This is a genomic window from Ruegeria sp. CDSB013 (genome assembly GCF_059611165.1).
Window position 1 is genome coordinate 265,646 of the sequence record NZ_JBXWPA010000002.1, and the last position, 25,401, is coordinate 291,046.

A 25,401-nucleotide genomic window follows, 5' to 3' on the forward strand; every position below is an offset into this window, starting at 1 on the left:
TTCACTCCGCAATCTCGGACCCCTCCGGGGGCCTCACTCAAGAAAATGACGGGCACGCACCGCCCCACGTTGCTCGGACGGAGGGGAGCAGCTAGACAACGCAGGGGATCTCACCCCGGCCCGCGCCCGCGCCCGAGGGGCCAATGACCCCCCGGATCCGTCACCGCTTAGGCGGTGCCGAATTTCACCAGCTTGATCGCGGCAAAGTCGCTCACGTCGCCGCCGACACGCTTGGTCGCATAGAACAGAACGTGCGGCTTGGCGCTGAACGGATCACGCAAGACGCGCAGATCAGGGCGCTCGGCAATAGTGTAGCCGGCCTGGAAGTCACCAAAGGCAATCGAGAAACTGTCGGTGCCCGCATCCGGCATGTCCTCGGCAATCAGAACCGGATAGCCCATCAGGCGCGCAGGCTCACCCGCAGCCAGACCGTCCGACCACAGGAAGCGGCCATCGCTGTCCTTTAGCTTACGGATCACACCAGCAGTTTTCGAATTCATTACGAAGGTGCCATTGACGCGGTATTGCGCGCCCAGCGCATAAACCACATCGACAATCGCGTCCGCATCGACACCACCGTCAATGCCGGTCGGGACATAGCCCAGATTGCCCCAGGTCCAAACATCATTGTCGACCTTGGCATGGTTCAGAATGCCATTTGGCTTGTCCGCACCATCGCCCGAGATGAACGCCGCCGCTTCGGCACGGGCAAACTTGTCGGCAATTCGACCGGCCAGCCAGCCCTCGACATCAAACGCGCTGTCATCCAGCAAACGTTGCGACGCCTTGGGCAGCGCGCTCAGCTCGTGCAGGGCAATCGAGATTCGATCAATCGACGGGGTCGCTGTCTCGGTGGCCGCTGAGCTTTCATCCGCCCAGCCAGCGCCCACGTCAGTGTGGTCGATCAACACGTCGAACGAGTTCGCCTCGACATTCAACACCGAAGCGATCGAACGGATCGAGGCCGTGGATTTCAGCACCGACTTGATCATCTCGGCGGTTTGCGGATCGACCAGATATCCGCCATCGCTGTTTACGGCGCTGGACAGCGATTTGGCTTCGATATCAAGACCGCGCAAGCCGTCATCGTCACCGCATCGCACATAGGCGTCGAAAGCCTTCTGATGCGGCGCACCCTCCTCGATTGAAGCCGCAAGATGCGGGCGCGCCGCGGTGATTGATTTACGATCCAGCATGGTCAGTCGCTCTTCTGTCTGTTGCAGTTTGGTTTTAACTTCAGCCTTCAGGCCCTTGAATTCGCTCACGAAGCCAGTCATCGCCTGCTTCACCTCCTGAACCAGGGGCACACCCTCTCCGGTCAAGGCCGGGGTCTCGGTCTTGCTCATCAGAACTTCCTTGTTTGGGTGGGATTGAGGCGCGCTAGGTTCGCGCCAGCTCCTGCCGGGCGTGATCAATCACCTCGGCAATACTGCGCAGGGTGTCCTCGGCGTCCGGGGTCGTCCCCTTTGCCGCCACCCGCGCACTGGGCAGCATCGGAAAAGTCACAAGCGACACCTCCCACAGCTCCAGTTCGGTCAGGACCCGATGGCCCTTTTCATTTTTCACGGCCCGCTTGGTGCGATAGCCGATCGACAGCCCGTCAATGGCCCCGGCCCGGATCAATTCCGCAGCTTCACGGCCTTTCTGCGTGGTTTCCAACATACGTCCCTTGACCCAAAGCCCGCGTTCATCTTCGCGCACGTCGTCCCAGACACCGATGGGTTGCGCCGGGTCGTGCTGCCACAGCATTTTGACCCGCTGACCTGCCGCCGTTAGCCCAGCCAACGACCTGCGATATGCGCCTTTCTGCACTACATCGCTCCCTTGATCGACCTGCCCAAACAGGCTGGCATAGCCCTCGATCACCGCGTCCTCGGTCACCGACAATCCATCGCTAAACCGCGCAAACTTGTGTTCTAAATCCATGAACACCTCCTCATAAGCCTCTGAATTCATGGCGACACCACCAGAATTGACTGAAACGCTTGCGCCAGGATCACCGCAACGACTCCATAGACCGTCAGCCACAGCCGTTTCTCCAGCCGCTCCATCATCTCTTCGATCTGATCCAGCCGCCTGCATAGATGCGCGTGCTGGATCTCGGCCACCCGTTCATGCGCAGCCAGACGCAGGCCCGGCGCACAGTCAAACGGCGGATACCCCTCAGCCATCTGCGCGCTCCGGCAGCCCCAGCATCACGCGTTTCTCGGCATCAGTCAGGAACTCGGCGCCGTTGACCCGCGCCCATTGCGCATCCCGCTCCGCCGACAGCGCCGGCACCTGATCCAGGTCGGGTTTCAACACCAGTTCTTCGCCAGTAAAGCCCACCAGCCATTCCGACACCGCCGCCGCCACCCGCGTCACCAGGGGCAGAACGGTCAGGCGGTAAAACGCCCGGTTGGCCTCCTGATAGTTCGAATAGGTCGCGTCGCCTTGAATTCCCAGCAACATCGGCGGGACCCCAAAGGCTAGCGCGATCTCGCGGGCGGCGGCTTCCTTGGTCTTTTGAAACTCCATGTCAGAGGGTGAGAAACCCATCGGCTTCCAATCCAGCCCCCCTTCCAGAACCATCGGACGCCCGGCATTGCGCGCCCCGCGATAGTTTTGTTCAATCTCATCGGACAGGCGGCGGAACTGATCCTCAGCCATCACCCCATGGCCATCGCCGCCCTTCCACACCAGCGCCCCCGAAGGCCGCGCAGCATTGTCCAGCAGAGATTTCGACCACCGCGACGCGCTGTTATGCACATCAATCGCCATCGCCGCAGCTTGCATCGGCGAGAACCCATAGTGATCGTCTTGGGGGTGGAATGACTTGATATGACAGATCGCATCAGCCGGGAAACGATGCGTCTTGCCGCCCGCCGTATAGTCATACGCCTTGGGCCATCCATCCGCCCCCGGCACCACGCTCATCCGGTCCGAGCGCAGGATGTGCAGTTCAACCGGCAATCCATCCTCGGCCTGTGCCGCCTCGACATAGGCGTTCCCCGACAGCAACAACTGCCCAAACAAGGCCTCCATCAACTCCGCCCGCCCCTGCGCCGCATTCGGACGGCGCATCAGGGATATGATCGGATGCACGTCATAGCGCTGCGCCTGATCCTGCAGCACCAGAGGCAGTGCCGCCGCCGCCTCGGCGATCAACTTGACCGAGCGGAACCCCACCGGGTTCCCCGAAAACCCAGTCCTCGTCAGCGACACCGCGTCCCTGGGGCTCCACGCCACGCGCCCGCCCGTCTGCCACGCCACCACAGGCCCCGCCGCGCTCGCTTTCGCCTCTGGCGCTGCCTCAGCCGATCCACGACGCAAGAAATCGAATACCATCTGTGCTCCTTTCTGCCGCCACTCTGCCCGGCTTGTTGAAAGGAGTTATGACGGAAAGAAGTTTAGGGCTTGGGAATGGGGCGTACGGAGGGTGGGCAACAGCAATTTCTTAGCTTGTAAATTTCGAGGGCCGCGCACATCCGAAATATGAAACTCGTCTACCAGCTATGAAACTGGGTTGCGCATCAAAGAGAATCAAACAGCACACCGAAGCATTCGGTCATAAGCCGGTTGCCCACCCCAACATCTTGCAGTCAGGTGCTTAGTAGCGATGAGGCTGTCTTACCTTGAAGTAATGATTGATGGCGAACACGGCAAAGCCGAATGAAATCAGACTGGAAACAGCAAATAACGGAGACAAGGACAATCCAGAATTTGAGAATGCTGCATACGTTTTGGTGATTGCCAATATGACCCCAAGGCCACCCAAGACCATTATCCAAGGGATTACTTTTCCCACGAGGAGACTATCAAAATAAGAGTAAATTCCGATGATCACACAGGCCCAGGCTGCATATTCCAGTATGGGAGCGAGTGTCCAATAAGCATCTTTGGTTGGGTTCGAAACATCAAACAAAGTGTAGACTAGAAAAAGGTCCACGACCCTGATGGCGATCCCTGCCGTGAAAGCCGCCAAGACCCAGACGCAAATATACTTTGCAATTGATGGTTTTTTCTGAACGGGTGACTCGGTCACTTGCTTACCTCTTCAAAAATATTAGTTATCTGTGCTCGTTAACTTAGCTTTGGGCCGGTAACAAACTCTCAAATGCACCACAATTGATCCTGTTGAGTTTCTGCAACTTTTACGGTATCTTATCTGCGATTTTTCTTACTTAGAGTGCGGAGTTACTGCACTTGCAGCTATCTTTTTGATCACTAATGAACATCTTTCACAAAGCCCTTACCCTCGGCCTTCTAAACACCCCCGCAGGCCCCACAACCAACTCATGCAACGCCCAGACCAGCGCGTCGACGCGGTCGGGCGAGCCCTGCCCCTCGAACCCCCGTGCGGTCATCTGGCACATCTGCTCCTCCAGCGCGTCCAGCCCCATCACATGGCTGACCCGCCCCTGCTCGTACAACGCTGCCACAGGTTCAGCTCGCGCCACCTTGCCGCGAGACGCCCGCACGGCGCGAAAAGGGACCAGAGGGTCCACCTGCCGCACGACCTCTTCCACCAGTTGCCCGCCCTGATTGACCTCAGCGACCAGCCGTTCACCCCCGAACTCATCCATCGCATCAATCGCTGCCTGTGCCCAGCCCGCCGGGCCAACACCCTGCACTGTCCGGTCGGCCAGCACATAGGCGCGCCACTCCTCGGGCGGCCCTTGCACTTGTGCGCCGACCACCACGATCCCACAAGCATCCGCATTCGAACCCGCCGTCACCGCCGGGTCCAGCGCCACCACTATACGGTCCAACTCTGGTACATTCTCAACTCGCGCTGCATCCAGCATGGACCCGGTCCACAACGCCCCCTCGGCATCCGACAGCAGCACGCCGTCCAACTCTTGCCGCCCCAGCCGTGTGCCCGCATAGCGCGCCCGCACCTCGGCCAGAAACGATGCCGCCAGATTGGCCCTGTTCGCCTCGGTCGGCGCATGGGTCTGCACGGTGGACGGAGACGCCAGCAATTCCCTCAAAACCTTCACATTGCGCGGTGTGGTCGTCACACAGACCCGAGGTCGCTCCCCCAAGCGCAGCGCAAATTGCAGCATATCCCAGGTCTGGCCAGCCTTCTTCCACTTGGCCAACTCATCCACCCAGGCCGCATCGAACTGAGGCCCCCTCAGCCCTTCGGGATCATGCGCCGAAAACGCCTGCGCCTCGGCCCCGTTGGGCCAGACCAGTTTCCGTTCGGACGCCTTCCAGACAGGTCGCCGATCCGGCGGCGAACACTGTAAAATCCCGCTATCGCCAAAGATCATCACATCGCGCACCTGATCAAAGGTCTCACCCACCAACGCCACACGACGCGCCTCGCCGCGATCCAAGGGCAAAGACCCCTCGACCACCTGTCGCACCCATTCGGCCCCGGCCCGCGTCTTACCAGCCCCACGCCCCCCCATGATGACCCAAGACCGCCAGTCGCCTTCGGGCGGCAACTGATGCGGCAGCGCCCAGAACTCGAACAGGAAAGGGAGGGCGCACAGCCCCCCCTCCCCGATCTCACTAAGAAATCTGTCCCGTACCGCAGCAGGCGCGGAGGCGAGCCAGCCTGCACCCAATCTCAAATCGAGCGCGCTCAAGGTCGAGCGCATACCCCCCTTGGGCAATTCCGGCTTGTCTGTGATGTTGTTCGACAAAGCTTGTCTCCACTTTCTGACAACTTCGGATCAGCCCCTCTAACTGCCCGAGTTGCTTGGCTGAACCAGCAAGATCTGCATCCTCCCCGGCACCGATCTGTTTGCGCAGTTCTTCCGCTGCTTGGCGCAGATCGCGAATGGATCTCTCAAGCGACTGCAACAAATCAGCCGTCTGGGACATCCGCTCTTCCGGGGTAATCAAAGTCATGTGTGCCTGTGACCTCATGCGTGAGTGATCTCCGCACGAGAGAAACGAAAAACGGCCGCCGGGTCGCCCCGGGGCCGTCGCCCACCTCTTCTAGCATGACACAACTTATACGCAAGAAAGTCCGCAAAGTCAATGCGTTGCGCAACAACGGCGCAACGGGTAGCGTGCGCTGATAGTTAAGAGACCTTTACTGATAGGACTATGTGGCAGACGGTCGTCAGTGGTTGAGCCCCGTGACTACAACGTTACGTATCGCCGAGAAAAAGAAATGGCTCGGAAGGTTCAAAGCTGGCCGAAACCTCGCCCGCAAGGATGGGCTTTTCGCCAAGTTCCAATTTCAGGGTAGAAGCCCCATCGGAGAGATCAAGGTTCTCGATATCCACCCAAAACAATGTAGGGCTGAACACGCTCTCATAGTAGTACCGACCCAGCTCATGATCAGCGACCGTACGCCAGGTTGTTGATGCGATGTTTGGGCGCTCCGGATCCGTCACACCGAATGGTACGGAAATTGATCGCACGAGAGAGAACACCGCCGCCGTCGCATCGTTTTTGTCTTCGAACGAGGGAACGGCATTCAGATTCCAGCTCAACCGCGTAAACCGATCGGAAGACCGATGGGTTCCGGGCAAAAATGAAAGACCATTAACTTCACCCCAATAAGTGGTGATAGCGAGTTGTTCGTCAAAAGTAGGAGAGTTCGTCATGACAGTAAACTCGCGGCCATGGTGGATAACCAACTCGCCATCTAGATACTCGAATATTGCACTGTCACCAGACGCATCAGATAGCGCGATATGCCCTCCTGCCTCATGTCCGCTAGGCAACATCGGCGCTACGATCACGAATGGCTCTTGCTCCATCGCTGCAACGGCTTCTTCAACTGTTGCAAAGTTGTCCAGAAAATACTGCAACCACCCTCCGACAGAAAGGAGAGGTTTGTCTCCGGCATTTTCCGTCCCGTAATCCGCCTCGGCAAGATAGAGAGCATTTCCGACCAGCCCGCCATCATTCATGCCGTCAACAGTTGCTCCGTCATAGATCGTTGCCACGACAGAGCCGTATTTGGACGTCCAGTCGACCGAATTCTCTCCGGCACCACCATCACGGTCCATGCCCCGCGGGAAGGCCCAAATATCTGTTGAAGTATCTTCGAACCAGTCAAGCGTCCTCCCGGTGAGAAAGGATCCGTCTGCCGTTTCATAGACGATCCGAGAGCATGCGATTGCTGAAGACGCGGCTAGAACCACGGTCAGAGTGGTAGCTACAAGTATTTTAGCGCACATTTCTGGATTCCTTTTTTGGTCATACACAAAAAGTCATCTCCCCTAAGGATCGGGTATTTTCCGATGTTATGAAAGCCAAGAAGCACTTCGGGATTTTCAAAGCCCAGCCGGACAAGGTTCTTCTATTTGAACGATCCGTTCCCTGGCGGCCGCGGCAAGTACATGTTCCCACTTCGCAATTCATGCCTTGACAATTGCTGAAAAAACTAGCATGTGCCACCTTAAGACAGCGCTGACGCGTGAGCATTGACGGTCGCAGCAGACCCCACAGCGCATCACTACTTCTCCTAGTTCCCATTCACGCAGGGTTCTTGACGCGACGCCAGATGGCGCAGGGTTCGCCTGCACGTCCCGAGGTTTAGCGGAAACCCTGCCGGTCACGCGCTGCGTGGCCAGACACGTCTTGTCCGCACGGCTATTGCCTTGCGGGTTACAAAGGATAGTTATTTGTTCGACTTCGACATGCTGGGCCTTGCACCAGCCCTCAACGATGCACTGAAACGTGCCAATTTCTCACAACCGACCCCTATTCAGAACCAGGCCATCCCGCTGGCGCTGAACGGTCACGACATCCTGGGCCTGGCGCAGACCGGCACCGGTAAGACGCTGGCCTTCGGTCTGCCACTGATCGACCACTTGCTGGCGCAGCCCGGCAAACCCGCGCCCAAAACCGCCAAAGCGCTGATCCTTGCCCCAACCCGCGAGCTGGTCAACCAGATCGCGGATAGCCTGCGCAACCTGACCGACAAGACCAAACTGCGCGTGGCCACCGTGGTCGGAGGCCAGTCGATCGGCAGACAGATTTCGTTCCTGTCGCGCGGCACCGACATTCTGGTCGCCACACCCGGGCGTTTGATCGACCTGATGGAACGCGGTGCTGTTGACCTTGGCTCGGTGCGACATCTTGTACTGGACGAGGCCGACCAGATGCTGGACATGGGCTTTATCCACGCCCTACGCAAAATCGCACCCAAGCTGGGCACGCCGCGCCAAACCATGCTGTTCTCGGCCACTATGCCAAAACAGATGGAAGAGCTTAGCCAATCCTATCTGACCAACCCGCAGCGAGTGCAGGTCTCGCCTCCAGGTAAAGCGGCGGACAAGATCACGCAGTCTGTGCATTTCGTCGACAGGGCCGGCAAACCGCGGAAATTGCGCGAAATTCTGTCCGCTGACATGGACGCTCTGACCTTGGTATTTTCCCGTACCAAACACGGTGCCGAGAAACTGATGAGAGGCCTTGTGGCCGATGGATTCAACGCGGCCTCGATTCACGGTAACAAAAGCCAGGGACAGCGCGACCGCGCGATCAAGGCGTTCCGGGCCGGAGAGATCAACGTATTAGTCGCGACCGACGTGGCCGCGCGTGGCATCGACATTCCCGGTGTTGCCTATGTGATCAACTATGACCTGCCCGAAGTGCCCGACAACTATGTCCACCGCATCGGGCGCACAGCCCGTGCTGGTCGCGAAGGTGAGGCTATCGCCTTCTGCTCACCGGACGAGGTGGATCAGCTGCGCCAGATTCAGAAGCTGATGAAGATCGAAATTCCGGTCGCCAGCGGCACCATGCCAGAATTTTCCGAGCCCAAGAAAACCCGCAATCGCGGAGGCTTCCGGGGGCGTAGACCGCAGGGGGCAAATTCGACATCGAAGCCCGCGTCTTCGAAACGTCGTCGCCCACGCGGACGTCCCGCTGCATAAAAAAGAAAAGGCCGCGTTTTCGACGCGGCCTTTTTTTCTTAGTTGCTTGAACTGTTTCTTTCAGCCTCAATCTCTCGCCACTTGGCGACGTTCCGATTGTGCTCCTGCAAGGTTTCCGCAAACGCGTGCCCCCCGGTGCCATCCGCAACAAAGAAGACAAAGTTGGTCTCTTCCGGTGCGACAGCAGCCTCAAGGCTGGCCAAACCCGGGTTGGCAATCGGTGTTGGCGGCAAACCGTCTATCACATAAGTATTCCAAGGTGTTGCACGGCGCAGTTCACTGCGACGCAGCCCGCGCCCCAGCGTGCCTTGACCCTTGGTGACACCATAGATGACCGTCGGGTCTGTCTGCAGCTTCATGCCCTGCTCAAGCCGGTTCACAAAGACGCTCGCAACCTGCCCGCGCTCATTGGGAACACCGGTTTCCTTTTCGATGATCGACGCGAGGATCAGCATTTCCTCTGGGCTGCTGATAGGAAGGTCGCCTTGGCGATTCTCCCACACTGCGTTGATGCGCAATTGTTGCTTGTCTTGCATCGCCTGCAGAACAGCCGTCCGGTCATCGCCCGGTGCCAAATCATAGCTGTCAGGCGCCAACATCCCTTCGGCCGGGATCTCGGCAATCTCACCTGTCAGCGGTTCAATCGCCTGCAAACCTTGCGCCACCTGCCATGAGGTCACGCCTTCGGCTACAGACACCCGGTAACGGGTATCGGCCTCTTCACGCTTTTGACCGTATTCGGCAGGGATTTCTTCGTCGGTCACATCAAACGAAGCGATTTCGACAAACTCCAGCGTTGCCGGGTCCAACTCGCGAACCCGGGTCTGGATGCGCGTGACACCGATACGGTATTCAATCTCAGACCCGCAGGTGCTGGCACCGCTGCTTGTGATCTCGTCGATGATCTGCTCCATTGACGCGCCTTCGCGCACCAGAAAGCTACCGGCTTTCAGCTGCTGCGATTTATCCGTGTAGTCCGCCGCCATGCGAAAGATCATGGCGCTGCTGATGGCTCCGTCATCTTCAAGCTCTTGGCTGACACGGGTCATATTCGACCCGCTTCTGACCTGCAGGCACATGGCAGTTTCTAGCGGACCCTCGGCCTTGTATTGCGACTGCCCCCACACAACCAGCCCGCCCATCAGGAACAAGGCAACGATCAGCAAGGTCAGCGCATTCGAAGCAAGAGCCCGGAACATTTAGCTGACCTTTCCGAAGATCACGCTGGCATTGGTGCCGCCAAAGCCGAACGAATTCGACAACGCCACATTGATCTCACGCTCACGCTTGGCGTTGGGCGCCAGATCGATCGGAGTTTCAACGGCGGGGTTATCCAGATTGATCGTCGGCGGAGCCACTTGATCCCGGATCGCCAGGATCGAAAAGATCGCCTCAATCGCGCCAGCCGCACCCAAAAGGTGACCAGTGGCCGATTTGGTTGAGGTCATGGTGGCCTTGCTGGCGTGATCCCCCAACAGGCGCTCTACCGCGCCCAGTTCGATCGTATCCGCCATGGTCGATGTGCCATGCGCGTTGATGTAGTCCAGGTCCGAAGGCTCAAGGCCCGCGCTGCGCAATGCGGCTTTCATGGAACGCTCAGCGCCATCACCATCCTCGGACGGTGCGGTGATGTGATAAGCGTCGCCGGACATGCCATAGCCCAGCACTTCGGCATAGATCTTTGCACCGCGCGCCTTGGCGTGTTCGTATTCTTCCAGAACTACGATGCCTGCGCCCTCGCCCATGACAAACCCATCACGGTCCACGTCATATGGGCGGCTGGCTTTCTTCGGATCGTCGGCATACTTCGTCGACAGCGCCTTGCACGCGTTAAAGCCAGCGATACCAATCTCGCAGATGCAGCCTTCGCCGCCACCAGCAACCATGACTTCCGCGTCGCCTGAACGAATGATGCGGCTGGCATCGCCAATGGCATGCGCACCGGTCGAACAAGCTGTCACGACCGAATGGTTGGGCCCCTTGAACCCGTGGCGGATAGACACCTGACCGGATGCCAGGTTGATCAGCGCACCGGGAATAAAGAACGGCGACACACGGCGCGGACCTTTGTCGCGGATCAGGTTTGCCGTTTCAGCAATAGAGCCCAAACCGCCGATACCGGAACCGATCAGAACGCCTGTACGCAGGCGGTCTTCTTCATCCTCTGGCAGCCAATTGGCATCTTGGCAGGCCATGTCGGCGGCCGCGATCGAATACAGAATGAAGTCTTCGATCTTGCGTTGCTCTTTTGGCGGCAACCAATCGTCGGGGTTAAACGTCCCGTCGGTTCCATCGCCGCGCGGAACTTCGCAGGCATAGGTCGTGGTGACACCGCTCTCTACGGCATCAAACTGGGTGATCGGGCCTGCGCCGGATTCCCCATCCAACAGCCGTGACCAAGATTCCTCGACCCCGCTGGCCAAAGGAGTGACCAATCCCAGACCGGTTACAACGACTCTGCGCATGAAATGCCTCTTGCCTGCTTCCTATTTGAGAACCGCTCATACCCCGGCCCGGGGTCCGGGGGCAAGAGCAACGGCACATTCCATCCCGGCGCCATTTCGCCGGGCCGTCCGTCCGTGCGGGTTGTGCCGAAACAATTTGCCCCGACCCTTTCGCAGATTTGAAAGAGCCGGGGCAATATCTTGTGGGGTAAACTTACTGGAACTCAGCGACCGGCTCGTGAGCCTGTTCGGCCACATCAAGCGCATTCGCTAAGTCAACCGTCTTGCGGAACAATGCCCGTCCAACCAACGCGCCCGAGATGTTGTGCACATAGGCCAGGCGCGAGATGTCATCTGATGTCCGAACGACACCGCTGGCGATTACCGGTGTGCGCGAAAGTTGCGCCAGACCCGAGATCAGACCCAGCTGCGCGTCGACGTCTTCGATGTCGCTGTCGATATCGGTCACCAGAATTGCCGCAAAGGGCGTACCTTCGAACGCCTCAATAAATGCTTCCGGCGTAAACGCACTCTGGCTGCGCCAGCCTTCGGTCATGACCTGTCCTTGCCAGACATCCACAGCCAGAACGATTTGGTCCGGGTAAAGCTTGGCCAGCTCCTTGACCAGATTCGGGTCCCAGGCCGCCAGTGTGCCAATCACGATCCGTCCCGCGCCTTTGTCGATCCAATACTCGACCTGTTCTCGCGTCCGCATACCGCCGGCCAGTTGCACTGACATCTCAGACGTGCGGATGATTTCCTCTACCAATTCGGCGTTGGTGTCGCGGCCTTCGATTGCATCGAAATCCGTTAGGTGCATCCAAGTGGCACCAGCCGCAGACCAGCTGCGTGCCGTGTCCGCCGGATTCACATGCCAGATCATCGCGTCGTCCAGACGGCCCTTGTCCAGTGTGACACACCGGCCGTTCTGCAATTCCATCGTGGGGTAAATCCTCATGAGCTTGCTCCTCCGCTCAATCGCTCTGCAAATCCAGAGTACCATACACGCGGAACATCAGCCCGTTTTTACCAGGATCGGCAAACCAAGTTCGGTTTGCGGCATTCAGGAAGTCTCAAATTGTCAGTGGCGCGGCGGCGGACCATTGCGGCGCAGTAGCGTAACGTCGCTGCCATTGTACGCGCATTCACGCATCGGGGCATACCCCAGCTTGTTCGCCAGCTTTTGCGAGGCAGAATTCTCCGAATTCACCATTGCAACCAATGGCCCAGGCATGATCCGGTCAAACCAATCATGCGCGGCCTGCGCGGCCTCTAACCCCAAGCCCTGCCCTTGTGACTCGGGGACCAAAATCCAGCCTGCCTCGGGGAAACTGTCAAAATCTTCGCCGATCGAGCGGTTACCGTAGAAGAACCCCGCCTGCCCGATCATCTGCCGATTCGACTGCTGAACCACGGCCCATTGCCCGAAACCGGCCATTTGCCAGTGCCCGGCATTTCGAAGGAATGAATCCCACGCCTCTCCGCGCGACCGCGGCTTGCCGCCGATATGTCGCACGATGCATGGGTTGCGCCAAATCTCGGCGAACCGGTTGAAATCCTCTGGCCGCATGCCGCTCAGCGTCAAACGGGCCGTATTGATCATCGGGGTGGATCTTATCATGCCCTTCCCGCTCTGAATTATGTGCCTCGGGTAAAAGGTTGCGAACGAATACGGCACCTTGCAAGGCGGAATTGGGCAAGGCACAAAAAAACGGCGCCTCCGTTGCCCGGAAGCGCCGCTTTTTAATTATTTTGAAGCTTTAGGAAGCTTCCGAGATGAATTTGACGGCGTCGCCAAATGTCTGGATGGTCTCGGCTGCGTCATCGGGGATTTCGATGCCGAACTCTTCTTCGAAGGCCATAACCAGCTCAACAGTGTCCAGGCTGTCTGCGCCCAGATCGTCGATGAAGGACGCGTTTTCGGTCACTTTGTCTTCTTCAACACCCAGGTGCTCAACAACGATCTTTTTAACGCGATCTGCGACGTCGCTCATGTCTATTCCTCATTCCGTTTTCAGGGCCTAGTGCCCGGTTCTGCCCTTGCCCGCTCAGGCTGGCTTTGATTTGCCCGGTGCGGGCGGTTGGGTCCCGGATGACCGGGAAAGTAGAAGGCCGACCATTTGGTCGACCCCAGCATTTATGCGCCGCCTATAGCATAGACAACGCGCGAGGCAAACGCTTTCGCACCTGCCCCTGTCCGCGCTCACAACATGGCCATACCGCCGTTAACATGCAAGGTGGTTCCGGTAACATATCCGGCTTCGGGGCTGGCAAGATACAGAACAGCCGCCGCAATTTCCGACGCATCGCCCATGCGACCGGCGGGAACCTGCCCCAAAATGCCCGATTTCTGATCGTCGGTCAGCTTGTCGGTCATGGCTGTGGTGATGAAGCCGGGCGCAACCGCGTTAGCCGTGATCCCACGACTGGCAACTTCATAGGCCAACGACTTCGTCATACCGACCATACCCGCCTTGGATGCGGCATAGTTTGCTTGACCGGGGTTGCCGGTGGCGCCAACCACGGACGAGATGTTGATGATCCGACCCCAACGGGCTTTCATCATGCCCCGCAGGACGCCTTTGCACAGCTTGGCGGTCGAGGTCATGTTCACGTCGATCACGCTCTGCCATTCGTCATCCGACATGCGCATGAACAGGTTGTCACGCGTGATCCCGGCGTTGTTGACCAGAATATCAACTGAGCCCATCGCCTCGGCCGCCTGCTTTGGCAGCGCCGCAACGGCCTCACCGTCGCTCAGGTTGCACGGCAGGACATGCGCCCGCTCACCCAGCTCGGCGGCCAGTGCCTCGAGCGGTTCGACACGAGTGCCCGACAACGCAACCGTGGCCCCCGCACCGTGCAGCACGCGCGCAATCTCGCCGCCAATCCCGCCGGATGCACCGGTGATCAACGCATTCTTACTTGTCAAATCAAACATTCGATCTTCCTTTTGCAGCGCAACTTGCGTCGCACATTGCTCTTATGATTCGCTCTTAACCACATTCTGCACGTCATCCGGCGTGCCGACAGCCTTGCCAGCAATCGCGCGGTCGATCTTGCGGATCATCCCCGAAAGCGCCTTGCCTGCGCCGATCTCCCAAGTCTCGGTGACGCCCTGCGTCGCCATGTACTGCACGCTCTCGCGCCAGCGCACTGACCCGGTGACCTGCTCGACCAGCAACTGACGGATCAGGTCCGGGTCGCTGACAGCCTCAGCCCGCACATTGGCGATCAGCGGAACCGCCGGAGCCTTGATTTCCACCGCGGCCAGTGCCTCTGCCATCACATCGGCAGCAGGCTGCATCAGCGCACAATGGAACGGAGCACTAACAGGGAGCATTACAGCGCGCTTTGCGCCTTTTTCCTTGGCAATCTCGGCGGCGCGTTCCACGGCTGCTTTTGCGCCTGAAACAACGACCTGAGTAGGATCGTTGTCGTTCGCGGCCTGACAGACCTCACCTTGCGCTGCCTCTTCTGCGACTGCGCGCACGGCCTCAAGGTCCAGCCCCAGAATGGCGGCCATCGCGCCTTCGCCAACTGGCACAGCGCTTTGCATCGCTTGACCACGGGTGCGCAGCAGACGCGCCGTATCAGCAACCGATAGCGCGTCAACAGCGGCCAACGCCGAGTATTCCCCCAACGAGTGCCCCGCCACGAACGCAGCATCTGTGACGGCTACACCTTCGGCTTCCAACGCACACATCGCGGCCATCGAGGTTGCCATCAATGCGGGCTGTGCGTTCTGCGTCAGGGTCAGGTCTGCAATGTCACCATTCCAGATCAGGTCACTCAGCTTTTCACCCAGCGCTTCATCGACCTCGTCGAAAACAGCCTGTGCAGCCGGGTAGGCCTCAGCCAGTGCCTTGCCCATACCGATGGTCTGGGCGCCCTGCCCCGGAAAAACGAACGCGCGTGTCATTGCAACCTCTTGGATGACGTTAGGTTGCGATGGGGTGTAAACCGAGTGAACGAGCGGCACAAGCTCTGCATCCTGACACGCATTCTGTGCGTCAGAGGCTATTGTGTCGGCCCCGGCTGCATTTAGGGTGGCCACAGCAAACAGATCGGAGTCGCAAACCAATGCCCCTTGCCAACACCACACAAAGCTATGGAGGCGTTTCGAAAACCTTCCACTGGCTGACAGCCTTGCTCATTCTGACGGCGCTGCCGATTGGGTGGTTTGCAAACCAACTGGCACACGCAATCGAAGACCCGACCATTCCAACGACACCGGAAGACCTGCAACAGGCGGCGCAGCTGTTTTCGCTGCACAAAACTGTCGGTGTAACGGTCTTTTTCGTGGCGCTTGCCCGTATCTTGTGGGCGATCAGCCAACCCAAGCCGGGATTGCTCAATGCTGAAAACAAGCCCGAGGCATTTGCGGCTGAAACCGTCCACTGGCTGTTGTATGGCTCGCTGGTTCTGGTTCCCCTGACAGGCTGGATTCACCATGCGGCCACCGAGGGGTTTGCGCCGATCCTCTGGCCGTTCGGTCAGAACTTGCCCTTTGTGCCCAAATCCCCCGCGTTGGCCGAAACAAGCGCCGGGTTACACTTCGTCCTGATGCTGGTGCTGGTCGGTGCTCTGGTTTTGCATATCGTTGGCGCGCTCAAGCATCACGTGATCGACAAAGACAGCACATTGCGCCGTATGATGCCAGGACGGGTGGATTTGCCGGAACCGCCAACGCAATGGCACTCACCTGCCCCCGTCGTCGCAGCAGTCGTGATCTGGGCTGTTGCTCTTAGCATCGGGTGGTTCGACGGAGCCTACTCGGCACATCCGACCGGTGATAATGCATCTGCCGAACTGGAGGCGGTGCAATCCGACTGGCAGGTGCAGGAAGGCACTTTGTCGATCACGATCACCCAGTTGGGCAGCCCCGTCAGCGGAGCGTTCTCTGATTGGACTGCGGCAATCACATTCGACGACCCTGCGGAATCCGGACCGGCCGGGGCTGTTGATGTGACAATCGCCATCGGCTCATTGACCATTGGCACCGTGACACAGCAGGCTATGGGATCGGACTTCTTTGACAGCGCTCAGTTCCCGACCGCAAATTTCAACGCCGAACTGTTCAAGACCGATCTGGCCTATGAGGCACGCGGCACCTTAACCATCCGGGACAAAACCATGGACGTCGTCTTGCCGTTCGAGCTGGACCTGCAGGACGGTACGGCAAAAATGCAGGGTGAATTGGAATTGAACCGTTTGGACTATGACGTTGGCACGTCGCAGCCAACCGAAGATTCGCTGGCCTTTGCCGTCAAAGTAGCCGTTGAACTGACAGCCACCCAAGCCGAGTAAAGAAAAAACCGCCGAGACCTGACGGGTCCCGGCGGTTTCTTTTTGCATATACGGCAGGCTTACTCGGCCTTTTGCGCCTCTACCGAAATACGAACCTCAACCTCATCGCTTACAAACGGTGCGAACTGGCCCAGGTCGAACTCGCTTCGGACCAGTGTCGTGGTGGCATCAAATCCGGCCCAGGGCTTGCCCGCCATCGGATGCTCGCCAACTTGGTTCAGCTTGGCGTCCAGAACGACCGACTTGGTCACGCCGTTCATGGTCAGGTCGCCGGTGATGTTCGCGGTGTTTTCACCGGTGACTTCGATACCGGTCGAGGTGAACGAAATCAGGTCACCCTCGGCAACGCCAAAGAAGTCTTCGGTCATGAAGTGATCTTCGCGCGGCTTCCAGCCGGTGATCATTTCGACCACTGGCATCGACACGCTCACGCTGGAATCTGCCGGGTTTTCCTGATCGAACATGATTTCGCCCTCAAAACCCGAGAACATGCCAGTCGTGGTGGAAAAACCAAGGTGGTTGTAGTTGAAAACTACCTGGCTGTGGCTGGGGTCCAGAACGTATTTCTCGGCGCTGGCAAATGCCGAGGTCGCCGATACGGCCAGTGCAGCAGCAAGAAGGGTGGATTTCATGAAAATCTCCAAAAATGTTGTGAATGCAAACCAATCGGAATGCTCGATAAAGAAAATGTGCCGCCCAAGGGCGGCACACAAGACTTATTCTCTAACAATTTCTGTTCCTAAATGAACAGAAGTGAAAATCAGGCGAAGATCGTTACACTTCCGCTCAATTGGCCCTTCAGCGCTCGGCCAACATCCGCCGATTGCAGCGGCAATTTCATCAGCAGGCTACCGTCCACGTCATAGAGTTCGACCTGATCATCATCGAACCGGGCACCACCCAGGGTGTCATAGCTGCGGCGCAGTACTGTCTGAGGACGGCCGTTTTCATTCTTTTGCAGCACGCGTACTTCGCGGCGGATCGGATCAAAATAGGCATCGGGGCGCGCATCGAGCACCTGAATGGTCAGCAGGCTGACACCGATCAGTAGGAACGTCAGCGACGCAGCCAGCTTGATCGGCCAAACCTCGGTTGCCATCACCGCACCCGACATCAGCCACATGGAAAACGCCACAATGATCAAAAACGCGCCGGCGACGCGTGCCAGAATAGTGCGTGCCCTCCAATTCGGCGCAAATGCGATAAGAATTGGAACCGATTGATCATAAGTCGTGCTGTTCGCAGACTTCTCGATGGTATTCGTGTTCATCGCGGTCATTTCTCTGTACCCTAGTTCACGTTGCCGTCTTTGGTTCGGTCTGTCCGGTTAGTTCCCGGTATGTAAAACAACTTTGAGCCGAAAAGAGTCAGGAATTGGGCAGCGCAATGGAAATAGCGCGACTTCACCAAGGCATGTGTGACGGCCCTTGCCCCCCGACGCGAATGGTGTATATGGGGCCATCCTTCGCAAGAGTTAAGAATCGCGCAGCCTCTCGTGGCAGGGTCGCGAAGGACGAACCGGCCCCGCCTTTGAAATGCGCCTTGATATAAACAGGAGTGCACATGCCACTGTATGAGCATGTAATGATCGCGCGTCAGGACCTGTCCAACGCGCAGGCAGAAAGCCTCGTCGAACATTTCGGCACCGTTCTGGCTGACAACGGCGGCAACGTCGTCGAAAGCGAGTACTGGGGCGTCAAGACGATGGCCTACAAGATCAACAAGAACCGCAAGGGTCACTATTCCTTCCTGAAGACCGACGCCCCCGCTGGCGCCGTTCAGGAAATGGAGCGCCTGATGCGCCTGCATGACGATGTTATGCGCGTTCTGACCATCAAGGTCGACGAGCACAACGAGGGCCCTTCGGTCCAGATGCAGAAGCGCGACGAGCGCGAAGGCCGCCGCGAGCGCCGCTGATCAACGCCTGACGAAAGGACATATACCATGGCCGCAAAACCATTTTTCCGCCGCCGCAAGGTCTGCCCGTTCTCGGGCGACAACGCGCCGAAGATCGATTACAAAGACACCCGTCTGCTGCAGCGCTACATCTCTGAGCGTGGCAAGATCGTTCCCTCGCGCATCACCGCCGTTTCGGCGAAAAAGCAGCGTGAACTGGCCCGTGCTATCAAGCGCGCCCGCTTCCTCGCCCTGCTGCCCTACGCTGTGAAGTAAGGAGAGACTGATATGCAAGTTATCCTGCTGGAACGCGTTGCGAAACTGGGTCAGATGGGCGACGTCGTTGACGTCAAGCCTGGCTACGCCCGCAACTTTCTGCTGCCCCAAGGCAAAGCGCTGAGCGCTTCGAACGCCAACATTGCGTCGTTCGAATCCCAAAAAGCGCAGCTTGAGGCGCGCAACCTGGAAACCAAGAAAGAAGCTGAATCTCTGGCTGAAAAGCTGGACGGTCAGCAGTTCATCGTGATCCGCTCGGCATCGGATGCTGGTGCTCTGTACGGTTCGGTCACCCCGCGTGACGCCGCAGATGCCGCAACCGAAGCTGGTTTCACCGTCGACAAAAAGCAGATCGCTCTGATCGCACCGATCAAAGAGCTGGGCCTGCACTCGCTGGCGGTCAAGCTGCACCCCGAAGTCGAAGTCAAGATCCAGATGAACGTTGCCCGCTCGCAAGAAGAAGCCGAACTGCAGGCTTCGGGCAAGTCGATCCAGGAACTGGCTGCCGAAGAAGAGGCCGCCGCAGAATTCGAAATCGCCGAACTGTTTGACGATATCGGATCCGCAGCTTCTGACGATGACGATCTGGTTGCCGAAGAGGCCCCGGCTGAGGAAGACGAAGCCAAAGCCTGATCTGGCTACTTTTGAAAGATTGATTGGCCGCGCTGAAAGGCGCGGCCTTTTTTTGTGTTCGACCCTCAGGCCGTGACAACGAGCGACGTCCGGCCCGACCATGAATCTGGATGGAAATTGTGCTATCCTATGGTCACGCGGCCCCTGCCGCCCCAGCCGTATTTTTTTGAAGTTCATTTTATTAGCAAATTGCGTGATCGCGCATCTGGGCGGACCGCGATCCGGCAGGAGAAATCACCATGGCATCCTTGTGCGACTACATCGTTGTGAACGACGGCTCATTCTCTTTAAACCCCGGAGAAAGCCAAACCTTCAGCGACCCAATCCCTTCCAACCTGATCATCGGAACCAACCGCGCGAAACCGATCCTCGCCTTCAAAGCCTGGGCAACGCCGTCCGGAGGGGCCTTTCAGATCGAGATAAACGATACCTTTATCTACGGCCCATCCATGTCGGGCGGCGACATTCGTGGATTATGGGAGACCTTCCCCGGAACTGTTCTGAACCCGGGGATCAATAACACCGTTCAGTTTCGCGCGACAGAGAACAAGACCTGGTTTGCGGATATCATTTTGTGGTTCCAGGTCGATATGTGACAACCCGCCTTTCCGAGCTGACCAATAAGGAACACTCTGGCACCGGATTGTGACGCAGCGAGACCCGGCATAAATCAGCACGCGGGCTGGCTGTCTGCTTGCGGTTGCGTTCGGCAGGACTATCATGCCCCAAACCCCATCCGGAGACTACACATGCCCCACTACACGCGACGCGCTCTACTTGTTGCATTACTCGGCGCACCTGCCCTGGCTGCCTGTGGTGGCCTGGATGGCAAGCAGAGCTCTCGCAATGCCCCTTTTGATCCGCCGCTATACCCCAACGAAACCCCTGAATTGCGCGCCTCAATCAACAAGTGGGCTGACCATTATGAATTGCCACGCGAGCTGTTGCACAAGCTCGCCATAAGGGAAAGCACGCACCGGCCATGGGCGGTCAACAGCCCCTATTACGGGTTGCTGCAGATCCTACCCGCGACAGCGCGATCCATGGGGTACAAAGGCAACGCACAGGGTTTGTTGGATGCAGACACCAATCTGGAGTTCGCCGGAAAATACCTGCGTGGGGCGTGGCTCTTGTCAGATGGCGACCAGAAGCGGGCTATCTTCCTTTATGCCAAAGGTTACTACCCCGAGGCGAAGGCCGCCGGGATGCTGGTTGAAACTGGCCTAAGGTCAGAGTGACGTTGGGTAAGGATATAACTTGTCATTAGCGTAAAGGTTGCAATAATGGCTTATGCAATCGCTAAGGTATTCTGTTGCCATAACCACGCATTATGCTTAAGCGATATGTATAATTAGCTTGCGTCAGGCACCACAGTTGACGCAACGTATTCGGTGAAATGGACAGACTTGGCATTTCTTTGGGGAAAGATTTGCCGCCGCAAAGGTTGGACAGGTGAAACTTATAGACTTGGCCGCGATCGACCACGAGGAAAAGTCGGCAGCCGACATAATTAATGCTGTCTGCGATGAATTGGGATTCGATTACGCATCTTACGCCACTTTTAACCCTGTAAAGGGTGATGTTCAGGGATATGCCAACTACCCGGACGAATGGAAGATTCACTATGGCAGCCAAGGTTTCCACCATTTCGATCCGACCTTGTATCAATCTGCGCTCAGCATCGCTCCGGTGGACTGGGGCAGATTTAATCACGACGAAAAGTTCCATTCGGTTTTTCGGGATGCGCATGATTTTGGCATTACTTCCCGTGGCTTAACCGTTCCGGTACGTGGCCCGTACGGGGAATGTGGCCTGCTGAATGTGACCCGAAATTGCTCGGATTCCGAGTGGGCAAAGCTGAAGAAACATGTGATGGGGGACCTGCAGATGGCCGCAGTTACAGCGCATGATACCGTGATGCAGTCTGGCCTGTTGGCCAAAGCGCTCTATTTACCAGCTCTTTCGACGCGAGAGAAAGAGATCCTGCAGTGGGTTGCGGATGGAAAATCACAGCAGGACATCGGTGATATCCTGTCAATTTCACACCGAACCGTCGAAGTTCACATGCGGTCTGGCCGCGAAAAAATGGGCGCGTTGACAACACCGCAAGCCATTGGAAGAGCTATTGGATTGGGCCTAATTGCCCCAGGATAATCAAAAAAGATTAAAAAATACGGGAAACCCCCAATAGTCTTAGCTCAAATCTAAGTTAACGTCATCCTTACGGTAACCAGACTGTAGGGGGATGGAAATGATCATCGTAATTGATGGTATCAACCAAAATAAGTTTAAGCATGTCTTGGACGAGATGTACAAACTGCGCGCGCGCGTTTTCGGCGACCGCCTTGGTTGGGATGTAAACATTGTCGATGGGCGCGAACGCGACCATTTTGACGACCTTCATCCAGCACATGTAGTCAGCATCAATGACGAGGGGGACGTCGTTGGGTGCATGCGACTACTGCAAACGACCGGGCCACACATGCTGTCCGACGTTTTTCATTCAATTCTGGACGGCGAACCGCCGATCCGCAGCGCTCAGGTCTGGGAAGCAACCCGGTTTTGCGTCGATACCAAAAAGCTTGGGCGAGGACGCGGAGAAAACTCCGTTTCTTACGTCACCAGCGAGGTAATGATCGGCTCGTTCGAATATGCCAAGATGGCCGGTGTTCTGGACTCTATCGCCGTGATAGACCCGGTGATGAACCGCGTCCTGCAACGGTCCGGCAATGCGCCTTACGATTATCTTGGAACTGCCAAGCCGATGGGCAAGGTTGTGGCCATGGCCGCCCTTATGGACTGTTCGGATGAACGGATCGCTGGAATTCGGGATTACGCCGACATTGAACACGATGTCTTCCTGACCGACGAACAGGCCTTGGAACTGGTTGAACGGGCAAAGGCCAAGCCAAGTGCCGCGAATTATGACCACCAGCCTCTGACGCAGTTGGAAAAATACTTTGTCGAACAGATGAGTTCGGCAACATCGAAAGCCGAAGTTGAATCAGTGCTGAAACTGATCGAAGCGCTTTCGGACCGCTTCACGCCAGAGCAGAAGACCGCTCTGCTAAGAACCCCCCGTGCTTTTGCTCATGAGGCCTGACCCCCTCACCTCATAAGTTAAAGCCACCCAAGCGGAGCCGTCTAATTTCAGACGGCTCCGTATTTTTTTGCGCCCACGGGGATGGGCGAACGAGGATTACTCCTCGTCCAGTGCCTCAACGGCTTTCTGCAGATCGTCTTTGCTGACTTCTTTGTCCGCGACCTGAGCCAGTTCAAAGACATAATCGATGACTTTGTCTTCGAAGATCGGCGCGCGCAGCTGTTGCTGCATCTGAGCGTTCTGCTGCACAAACTCAAAGAACTGACGTTCCTGACCAGGGTACTGACGTGCCTGGTTCATGATCGCCTGGGTCATCTCAGAGTCGGTGACCTCAACCTCGGCCTTCTGACCCAGTTCAGCCAACAGCAGGCCCAGACGCACGCGGCGTTCGGCTAGCTTGTTGTGCTCGTCTGTGGGCTCGATCTCGGCGTGGTCGTGACCTTCCACTTCCGGGTTTTCCTCGTGCCATAGCTGATGTGCGATCTGCTTGGCTTCGGCTTCAACCAGCGACGGAGGCAGGTCGAACGAGACCTTCTCGTCCAGCGCGTCCAGCAGGCCACGCTTCATAACAGCGCGCGATGCACCGGAATATTCCGCTTCCAAACGCTCGGCGATTTGACCTTTCAGCGCGGCCAGATCTTCTGCGCCGAACTTGGTCGCCAACTCGTCGTTTACCTCTGCAGCAACAGGTTCCTTCACCTCTTTGATGGTGCAGGTGAATACGGCGTCTTTGCCGGCCAGATGCTCTGCGCCGTATTCCTCGGGGAAGGAAACGTTGACGTCTTTGACTTCTTCGGCCTTGACACCAACCAGCTGCTCTTCAAAGCCGGGGATGAAGCTGTTGGAACCCAGTACCAGCGGATAGTCTTCAGCCGAACCACCTTCGAACTCTTCGCCGTCAACTTTGCCAACAAAGTCGATCACAACCTGATCGCCGTCCTTGGCTTTCGAACCCTTGCGGCGCGCTTTGAAGTCCTGCGCGGTTTCGGCCAGGCTGTTCAGCGCTTCTTCGATGGCTGCGTCGTCTGCTTTGACAACCAGCTTTTCCAGCTCGACCGATTTCAGGTCAACTTCGGGGATCGCAGGCAGTGCCTCATAAGACATTGCGACCTCGACGTCGTCGCCTTCTTTCCAGTCTTCGTTGGTCATTTTGACCTCGGGCTGAAGCGCAGGGCGCTCGCCGCTGTCTTCAAAATGCTGGTTCATCGCACCATCGATGCTTTCCTGCATCGCTTCGCCCAACAGGCGCTGACCGAACTGCTTTTTCAGCAATGCCATCGGCACTTTGCCTTTGCGGAAACCCTTCATTTCGACTTCCGGCTGCGCTTCGACCAGTTTCTCGTTAACTTTGTCGTCCAGCTCGGCTGCGGATACGATGATATTGTAGCCGCGTTTCAGACCTTCGTTCAGCGTCTCAGTAACCTGCATTATGGTAGTCCCCATAGGATTCGGGGCGCGCAAAACGGCGCGCCGGGCAAATTTGACGCCTTCTATTTGCCCAGCCGCTTACGTGCAAGAGGCAATGGCCAGATCAGCCTTGTTTTGCCGCCGATTTGAACAAAAAAACGCCCCAGTCAGACCGGGGCGCCGTTAGTTTACGGGGAAACGTCGTCAGAACTTCCAGAGCGCACCCAGCACCCAGGCTTCGTTCTTGTCAAAGTCGACCGTGTCGTCGAAATCGTGGTTACGGTATTTCAGGTAGGCGTCTGTGTTGATCGCGTCGATCCGCTGGACAACGGCAATACCCCAGGACTTGGTGCTGGACCCCTGATTTTCAAAATCAGAACCGTCGAAATAGTCGATGCCAACGCCGGTTTTACCCCAGGACACCCAATCCCCTTCATAAGCAAGTTTAGTGTACCAATAGTCCGGGTCGCTGGCGCCGGTAGAGGTATCGTCCCGCGTGCCGAGGGCTGCAGTAAAGCTGAACCCGCTGGGCAACAGGACCGACGCGGACCCGATGGTATCCTTGCGCTCGCCGGGTTGGCCATCGAAGTCCCTTACGGCGTAGGCAATGCTCGCTGCGAACTCGACACCGTTGGTGAAGGTGTTCCGGTACTTGACCGCGAGATCGTAATAATCGTCATCGTCGCTGCTGGACAGAATGTTCTGACCATAAGCAATCGCCGCGGAGAAGCCGTTGAAATCGGGCGTGTCATACCGGACCCTGCCCCGACGCGCGCCATCAAAGTTGCTGGCCGAGTCGCCAACGGTGATCCCACTCAGGACACCGTCTGCTCCTCGGTAGAAAAACGCGCCGTTTTCATCGTTTGTGAAAGAATACAAAGCTGTCCCGACGTAGGACAAATCCGTTTCGGCGGCCCCGTCCGAGGCCATGCTGCCCTGACCGGCAGAAAACTTGCCGTATCCACCTTTAAGCGAGAAATCGACATGGCGGATGTCTTCGCGGGTCCAACCGCTTGTGTTGGTGCCATTCTGGTTTGCTGACCCCGTACTTGGCAGACCCAGGCCCGTTTCGAACCGGAACATAAACTCATTGCTGCCATAGGGCTGCATGACTCGCAAACCCACGCGGCTGTTGGACAGGTCATTATCCAGCAACCGGGTCTCGGTCTCCTGGCCGTCATCGACCGATACGATCACCGGATCAAGCTGACCGTACAGCACCACATAACCGCCGCTGTTGTTTTCGTACTTTAGTTCAGCAGCAGCAGGGATCGCCGTGGTCATCGCCAGAACAGCGGCAACCGAGGGGAGTTTCAAATTCACTGTCATTTTATTCACCTTGAACGTTTCGTTTGTGGGAACCGCCAAAAGAAAAACCGATATGACGGGCCACTCCGCAAGGAACCGAGTTAGTCGCGTTTAGAGTTTCTGCCTTACGGCTCAAATCGGCAGAAAGTAAATTTTAATCATATCAAAGATTTGGCCACCAAGATTTCGT

At 57.4% G+C, this 25,401-nt stretch carries 27 protein-coding genes; 9 read left to right on the plus strand and 18 right to left on the minus strand.

The genetic code is table 11. The features are described from left to right. Positions 1 to 167 precede the first annotated feature (167 nt). The 7 genes from AC2FJF_RS04790 to AC2FJF_RS04820 form a co-directional block, all read right to left on the minus strand. A complete protein-coding gene (locus AC2FJF_RS04790; RefSeq protein ID WP_496723424.1) occupies positions 168 to 1,346 on the minus strand; it encodes a phage major capsid protein in 1,179 nt (392 codons plus the stop codon). Between the two features lie 34 nt (positions 1,347 to 1,380). Further along, complete coding sequence (locus AC2FJF_RS04795; RefSeq protein WP_496723426.1) at positions 1,381 to 1,926, minus strand: HK97 family phage prohead protease; 546 nt, start codon at positions 1,924 to 1,926, stop codon at positions 1,381 to 1,383. A 26-nt stretch (positions 1,927 to 1,952) separates the two neighbouring features. Next, a complete protein-coding gene (locus tag AC2FJF_RS04800) occupies positions 1,953 to 2,171 on the minus strand; it encodes a GTA head formation protein, RCAP_rcc01685 family (protein WP_108860356.1) in 219 nt (72 codons plus the stop codon). Beyond that, a complete protein-coding gene (locus tag AC2FJF_RS04805; RefSeq protein WP_282151499.1) occupies positions 2,164 to 3,327 on the minus strand; it encodes a phage portal protein in 1,164 nt (387 codons plus the stop codon). The genes AC2FJF_RS04800 and AC2FJF_RS04805 overlap by 8 nt, the downstream gene beginning before the upstream one ends. A gap of 262 nt (positions 3,328 to 3,589) precedes the next feature. Continuing rightward, positions 3,590 to 4,024, minus strand: a complete 435-nt coding sequence (locus tag AC2FJF_RS04810) for a hypothetical protein (RefSeq protein ID WP_282151500.1) — start codon at positions 4,022 to 4,024, stop codon at positions 3,590 to 3,592. A gap of 196 nt (positions 4,025 to 4,220) precedes the next feature. Then, on the minus strand, positions 4,221 to 5,591 hold the full coding sequence (locus tag AC2FJF_RS04815) for a DNA-packaging protein (protein WP_496723861.1): 1,371 nt from the start codon (positions 5,589 to 5,591) through the stop codon (positions 4,221 to 4,223). A gap of 498 nt (positions 5,592 to 6,089) precedes the next feature. Next, a complete protein-coding gene (locus AC2FJF_RS04820; RefSeq protein WP_496723429.1) occupies positions 6,090 to 7,157 on the minus strand; it encodes a linear amide C-N hydrolase in 1,068 nt (355 codons plus the stop codon). A 420-nt stretch (positions 7,158 to 7,577) separates the two neighbouring features. Between AC2FJF_RS04820 and AC2FJF_RS04825 the strand changes: the two genes are divergently transcribed. Beyond that, a complete protein-coding gene (locus AC2FJF_RS04825; protein ID WP_496723430.1) occupies positions 7,578 to 8,834 on the plus strand; it encodes a DEAD/DEAH box helicase in 1,257 nt (418 codons plus the stop codon). Positions 8,835 to 8,872: 38 nt separating this feature from the next. On the opposite strand, the gene mltG is transcribed toward AC2FJF_RS04825, so the two are convergent. The 7 genes from mltG to fabD form a co-directional block, all read right to left on the minus strand. Continuing rightward, a complete protein-coding gene (gene mltG, locus AC2FJF_RS04830) occupies positions 8,873 to 10,033 on the minus strand; it encodes an endolytic transglycosylase MltG (protein ID WP_496723432.1) in 1,161 nt (386 codons plus the stop codon). Then, positions 10,034 to 11,299, minus strand: a complete 1,266-nt coding sequence (fabF, locus tag AC2FJF_RS04835; protein WP_496723434.1) for a beta-ketoacyl-ACP synthase II — start codon at positions 11,297 to 11,299, stop codon at positions 10,034 to 10,036. It lies immediately after the preceding gene. A gap of 193 nt (positions 11,300 to 11,492) precedes the next feature. Beyond that, positions 11,493 to 12,236, minus strand: a complete 744-nt coding sequence (locus tag AC2FJF_RS04840; protein ID WP_496723436.1) for a 1-(5-phosphoribosyl)-5-[(5-phosphoribosylamino)methylideneamino]imidazole-4-carboxamide isomerase — start codon at positions 12,234 to 12,236, stop codon at positions 11,493 to 11,495. 123 nt (positions 12,237 to 12,359) lie between these two features. Next, positions 12,360 to 12,899, minus strand: a complete 540-nt coding sequence (locus AC2FJF_RS04845) for a GNAT family N-acetyltransferase (protein WP_496723438.1) — start codon at positions 12,897 to 12,899, stop codon at positions 12,360 to 12,362. A gap of 139 nt (positions 12,900 to 13,038) precedes the next feature. Further along, entirely contained in the window at positions 13,039 to 13,272 is a 234-nt protein-coding gene (locus tag AC2FJF_RS04850; RefSeq protein WP_005982462.1) for an acyl carrier protein, read from the minus strand. A 209-nt stretch (positions 13,273 to 13,481) separates the two neighbouring features. Next, the gene (gene fabG / locus AC2FJF_RS04855; protein ID WP_496723440.1) at positions 13,482 to 14,219 is read right to left on the minus strand and encodes a 3-oxoacyl-[acyl-carrier-protein] reductase; all 738 of its coding nucleotides are present in this window, start codon (positions 14,217 to 14,219) and stop codon (positions 13,482 to 13,484) included. Between the two features lie 42 nt (positions 14,220 to 14,261). After that, entirely contained in the window at positions 14,262 to 15,200 is a 939-nt protein-coding gene (fabD, locus tag AC2FJF_RS04860; RefSeq protein WP_496723442.1) for an ACP S-malonyltransferase, read from the minus strand. Between the two features lie 161 nt (positions 15,201 to 15,361). On the opposite strand from fabD, the gene AC2FJF_RS04865 reads away from it, so the two are divergent. Further along, the gene (locus tag AC2FJF_RS04865; protein ID WP_496723444.1) at positions 15,362 to 16,588 is read left to right on the plus strand and encodes a cytochrome b/b6 domain-containing protein; all 1,227 of its coding nucleotides are present in this window, start codon (positions 15,362 to 15,364) and stop codon (positions 16,586 to 16,588) included. Between the two features lie 59 nt (positions 16,589 to 16,647). On the opposite strand, the gene AC2FJF_RS04870 is transcribed toward AC2FJF_RS04865, so the two are convergent. After that, the gene (locus AC2FJF_RS04870; RefSeq protein WP_109311412.1) at positions 16,648 to 17,220 is read right to left on the minus strand and encodes a YceI family protein; all 573 of its coding nucleotides are present in this window, start codon (positions 17,218 to 17,220) and stop codon (positions 16,648 to 16,650) included. A 128-nt stretch (positions 17,221 to 17,348) separates the two neighbouring features. Further along, the gene (locus AC2FJF_RS04875; protein WP_496723447.1) at positions 17,349 to 17,867 is read right to left on the minus strand and encodes a hypothetical protein; all 519 of its coding nucleotides are present in this window, start codon (positions 17,865 to 17,867) and stop codon (positions 17,349 to 17,351) included. 284 nt (positions 17,868 to 18,151) lie between these two features. Between AC2FJF_RS04875 and rpsF the strand changes: the two genes are divergently transcribed. From rpsF to AC2FJF_RS04910, 7 genes are all read left to right on the plus strand, one after another. Further along, positions 18,152 to 18,505, plus strand: coding sequence for a 30S ribosomal protein S6 (rpsF, locus tag AC2FJF_RS04880; protein WP_082637099.1), 354 nt, complete (start codon positions 18,152 to 18,154; stop codon positions 18,503 to 18,505). Positions 18,506 to 18,532: 27 nt separating this feature from the next. After that, complete coding sequence (rpsR, locus tag AC2FJF_RS04885; protein WP_005982441.1) at positions 18,533 to 18,760, plus strand: 30S ribosomal protein S18; 228 nt, start codon at positions 18,533 to 18,535, stop codon at positions 18,758 to 18,760. A gap of 12 nt (positions 18,761 to 18,772) precedes the next feature. Beyond that, a complete protein-coding gene (gene rplI / locus AC2FJF_RS04890; protein WP_058277502.1) occupies positions 18,773 to 19,393 on the plus strand; it encodes a 50S ribosomal protein L9 in 621 nt (206 codons plus the stop codon). Between the two features lie 239 nt (positions 19,394 to 19,632). After that, positions 19,633 to 19,989 carry a hypothetical protein gene (locus AC2FJF_RS04895; RefSeq protein WP_496723449.1) on the plus strand — a complete coding sequence of 119 codons (357 nt, stop codon included), beginning with the start codon at positions 19,633 to 19,635 and terminating at the stop codon, positions 19,987 to 19,989. Between the two features lie 153 nt (positions 19,990 to 20,142). Continuing rightward, positions 20,143 to 20,631, plus strand: a complete 489-nt coding sequence (locus AC2FJF_RS04900; protein ID WP_496723451.1) for a transglycosylase SLT domain-containing protein — start codon at positions 20,143 to 20,145, stop codon at positions 20,629 to 20,631. 214 nt (positions 20,632 to 20,845) lie between these two features. Continuing rightward, positions 20,846 to 21,547, plus strand: coding sequence for a LuxR family transcriptional regulator (locus tag AC2FJF_RS04905; RefSeq protein WP_058274014.1), 702 nt, complete (start codon positions 20,846 to 20,848; stop codon positions 21,545 to 21,547). Positions 21,548 to 21,644: 97 nt separating this feature from the next. Beyond that, positions 21,645 to 22,496: an acyl-homoserine-lactone synthase gene (locus AC2FJF_RS04910; protein WP_496723453.1), complete on the plus strand. Its 852-nt coding sequence runs from the start codon at positions 21,645 to 21,647 to the stop codon at positions 22,494 to 22,496. A gap of 96 nt (positions 22,497 to 22,592) precedes the next feature. Here AC2FJF_RS04910 and tig read toward each other — a convergent pair whose 3' ends face one another. Beyond that, entirely contained in the window at positions 22,593 to 23,924 is a 1,332-nt protein-coding gene (gene tig, locus AC2FJF_RS04915; protein WP_282151585.1) for a trigger factor, read from the minus strand. 183 nt (positions 23,925 to 24,107) lie between these two features. Further along, positions 24,108 to 25,232: a porin gene (locus AC2FJF_RS04920; RefSeq protein WP_496723455.1), complete on the minus strand. Its 1,125-nt coding sequence runs from the start codon at positions 25,230 to 25,232 to the stop codon at positions 24,108 to 24,110. Between the last annotated feature and the right edge of the window lie 169 nt (positions 25,233 to 25,401).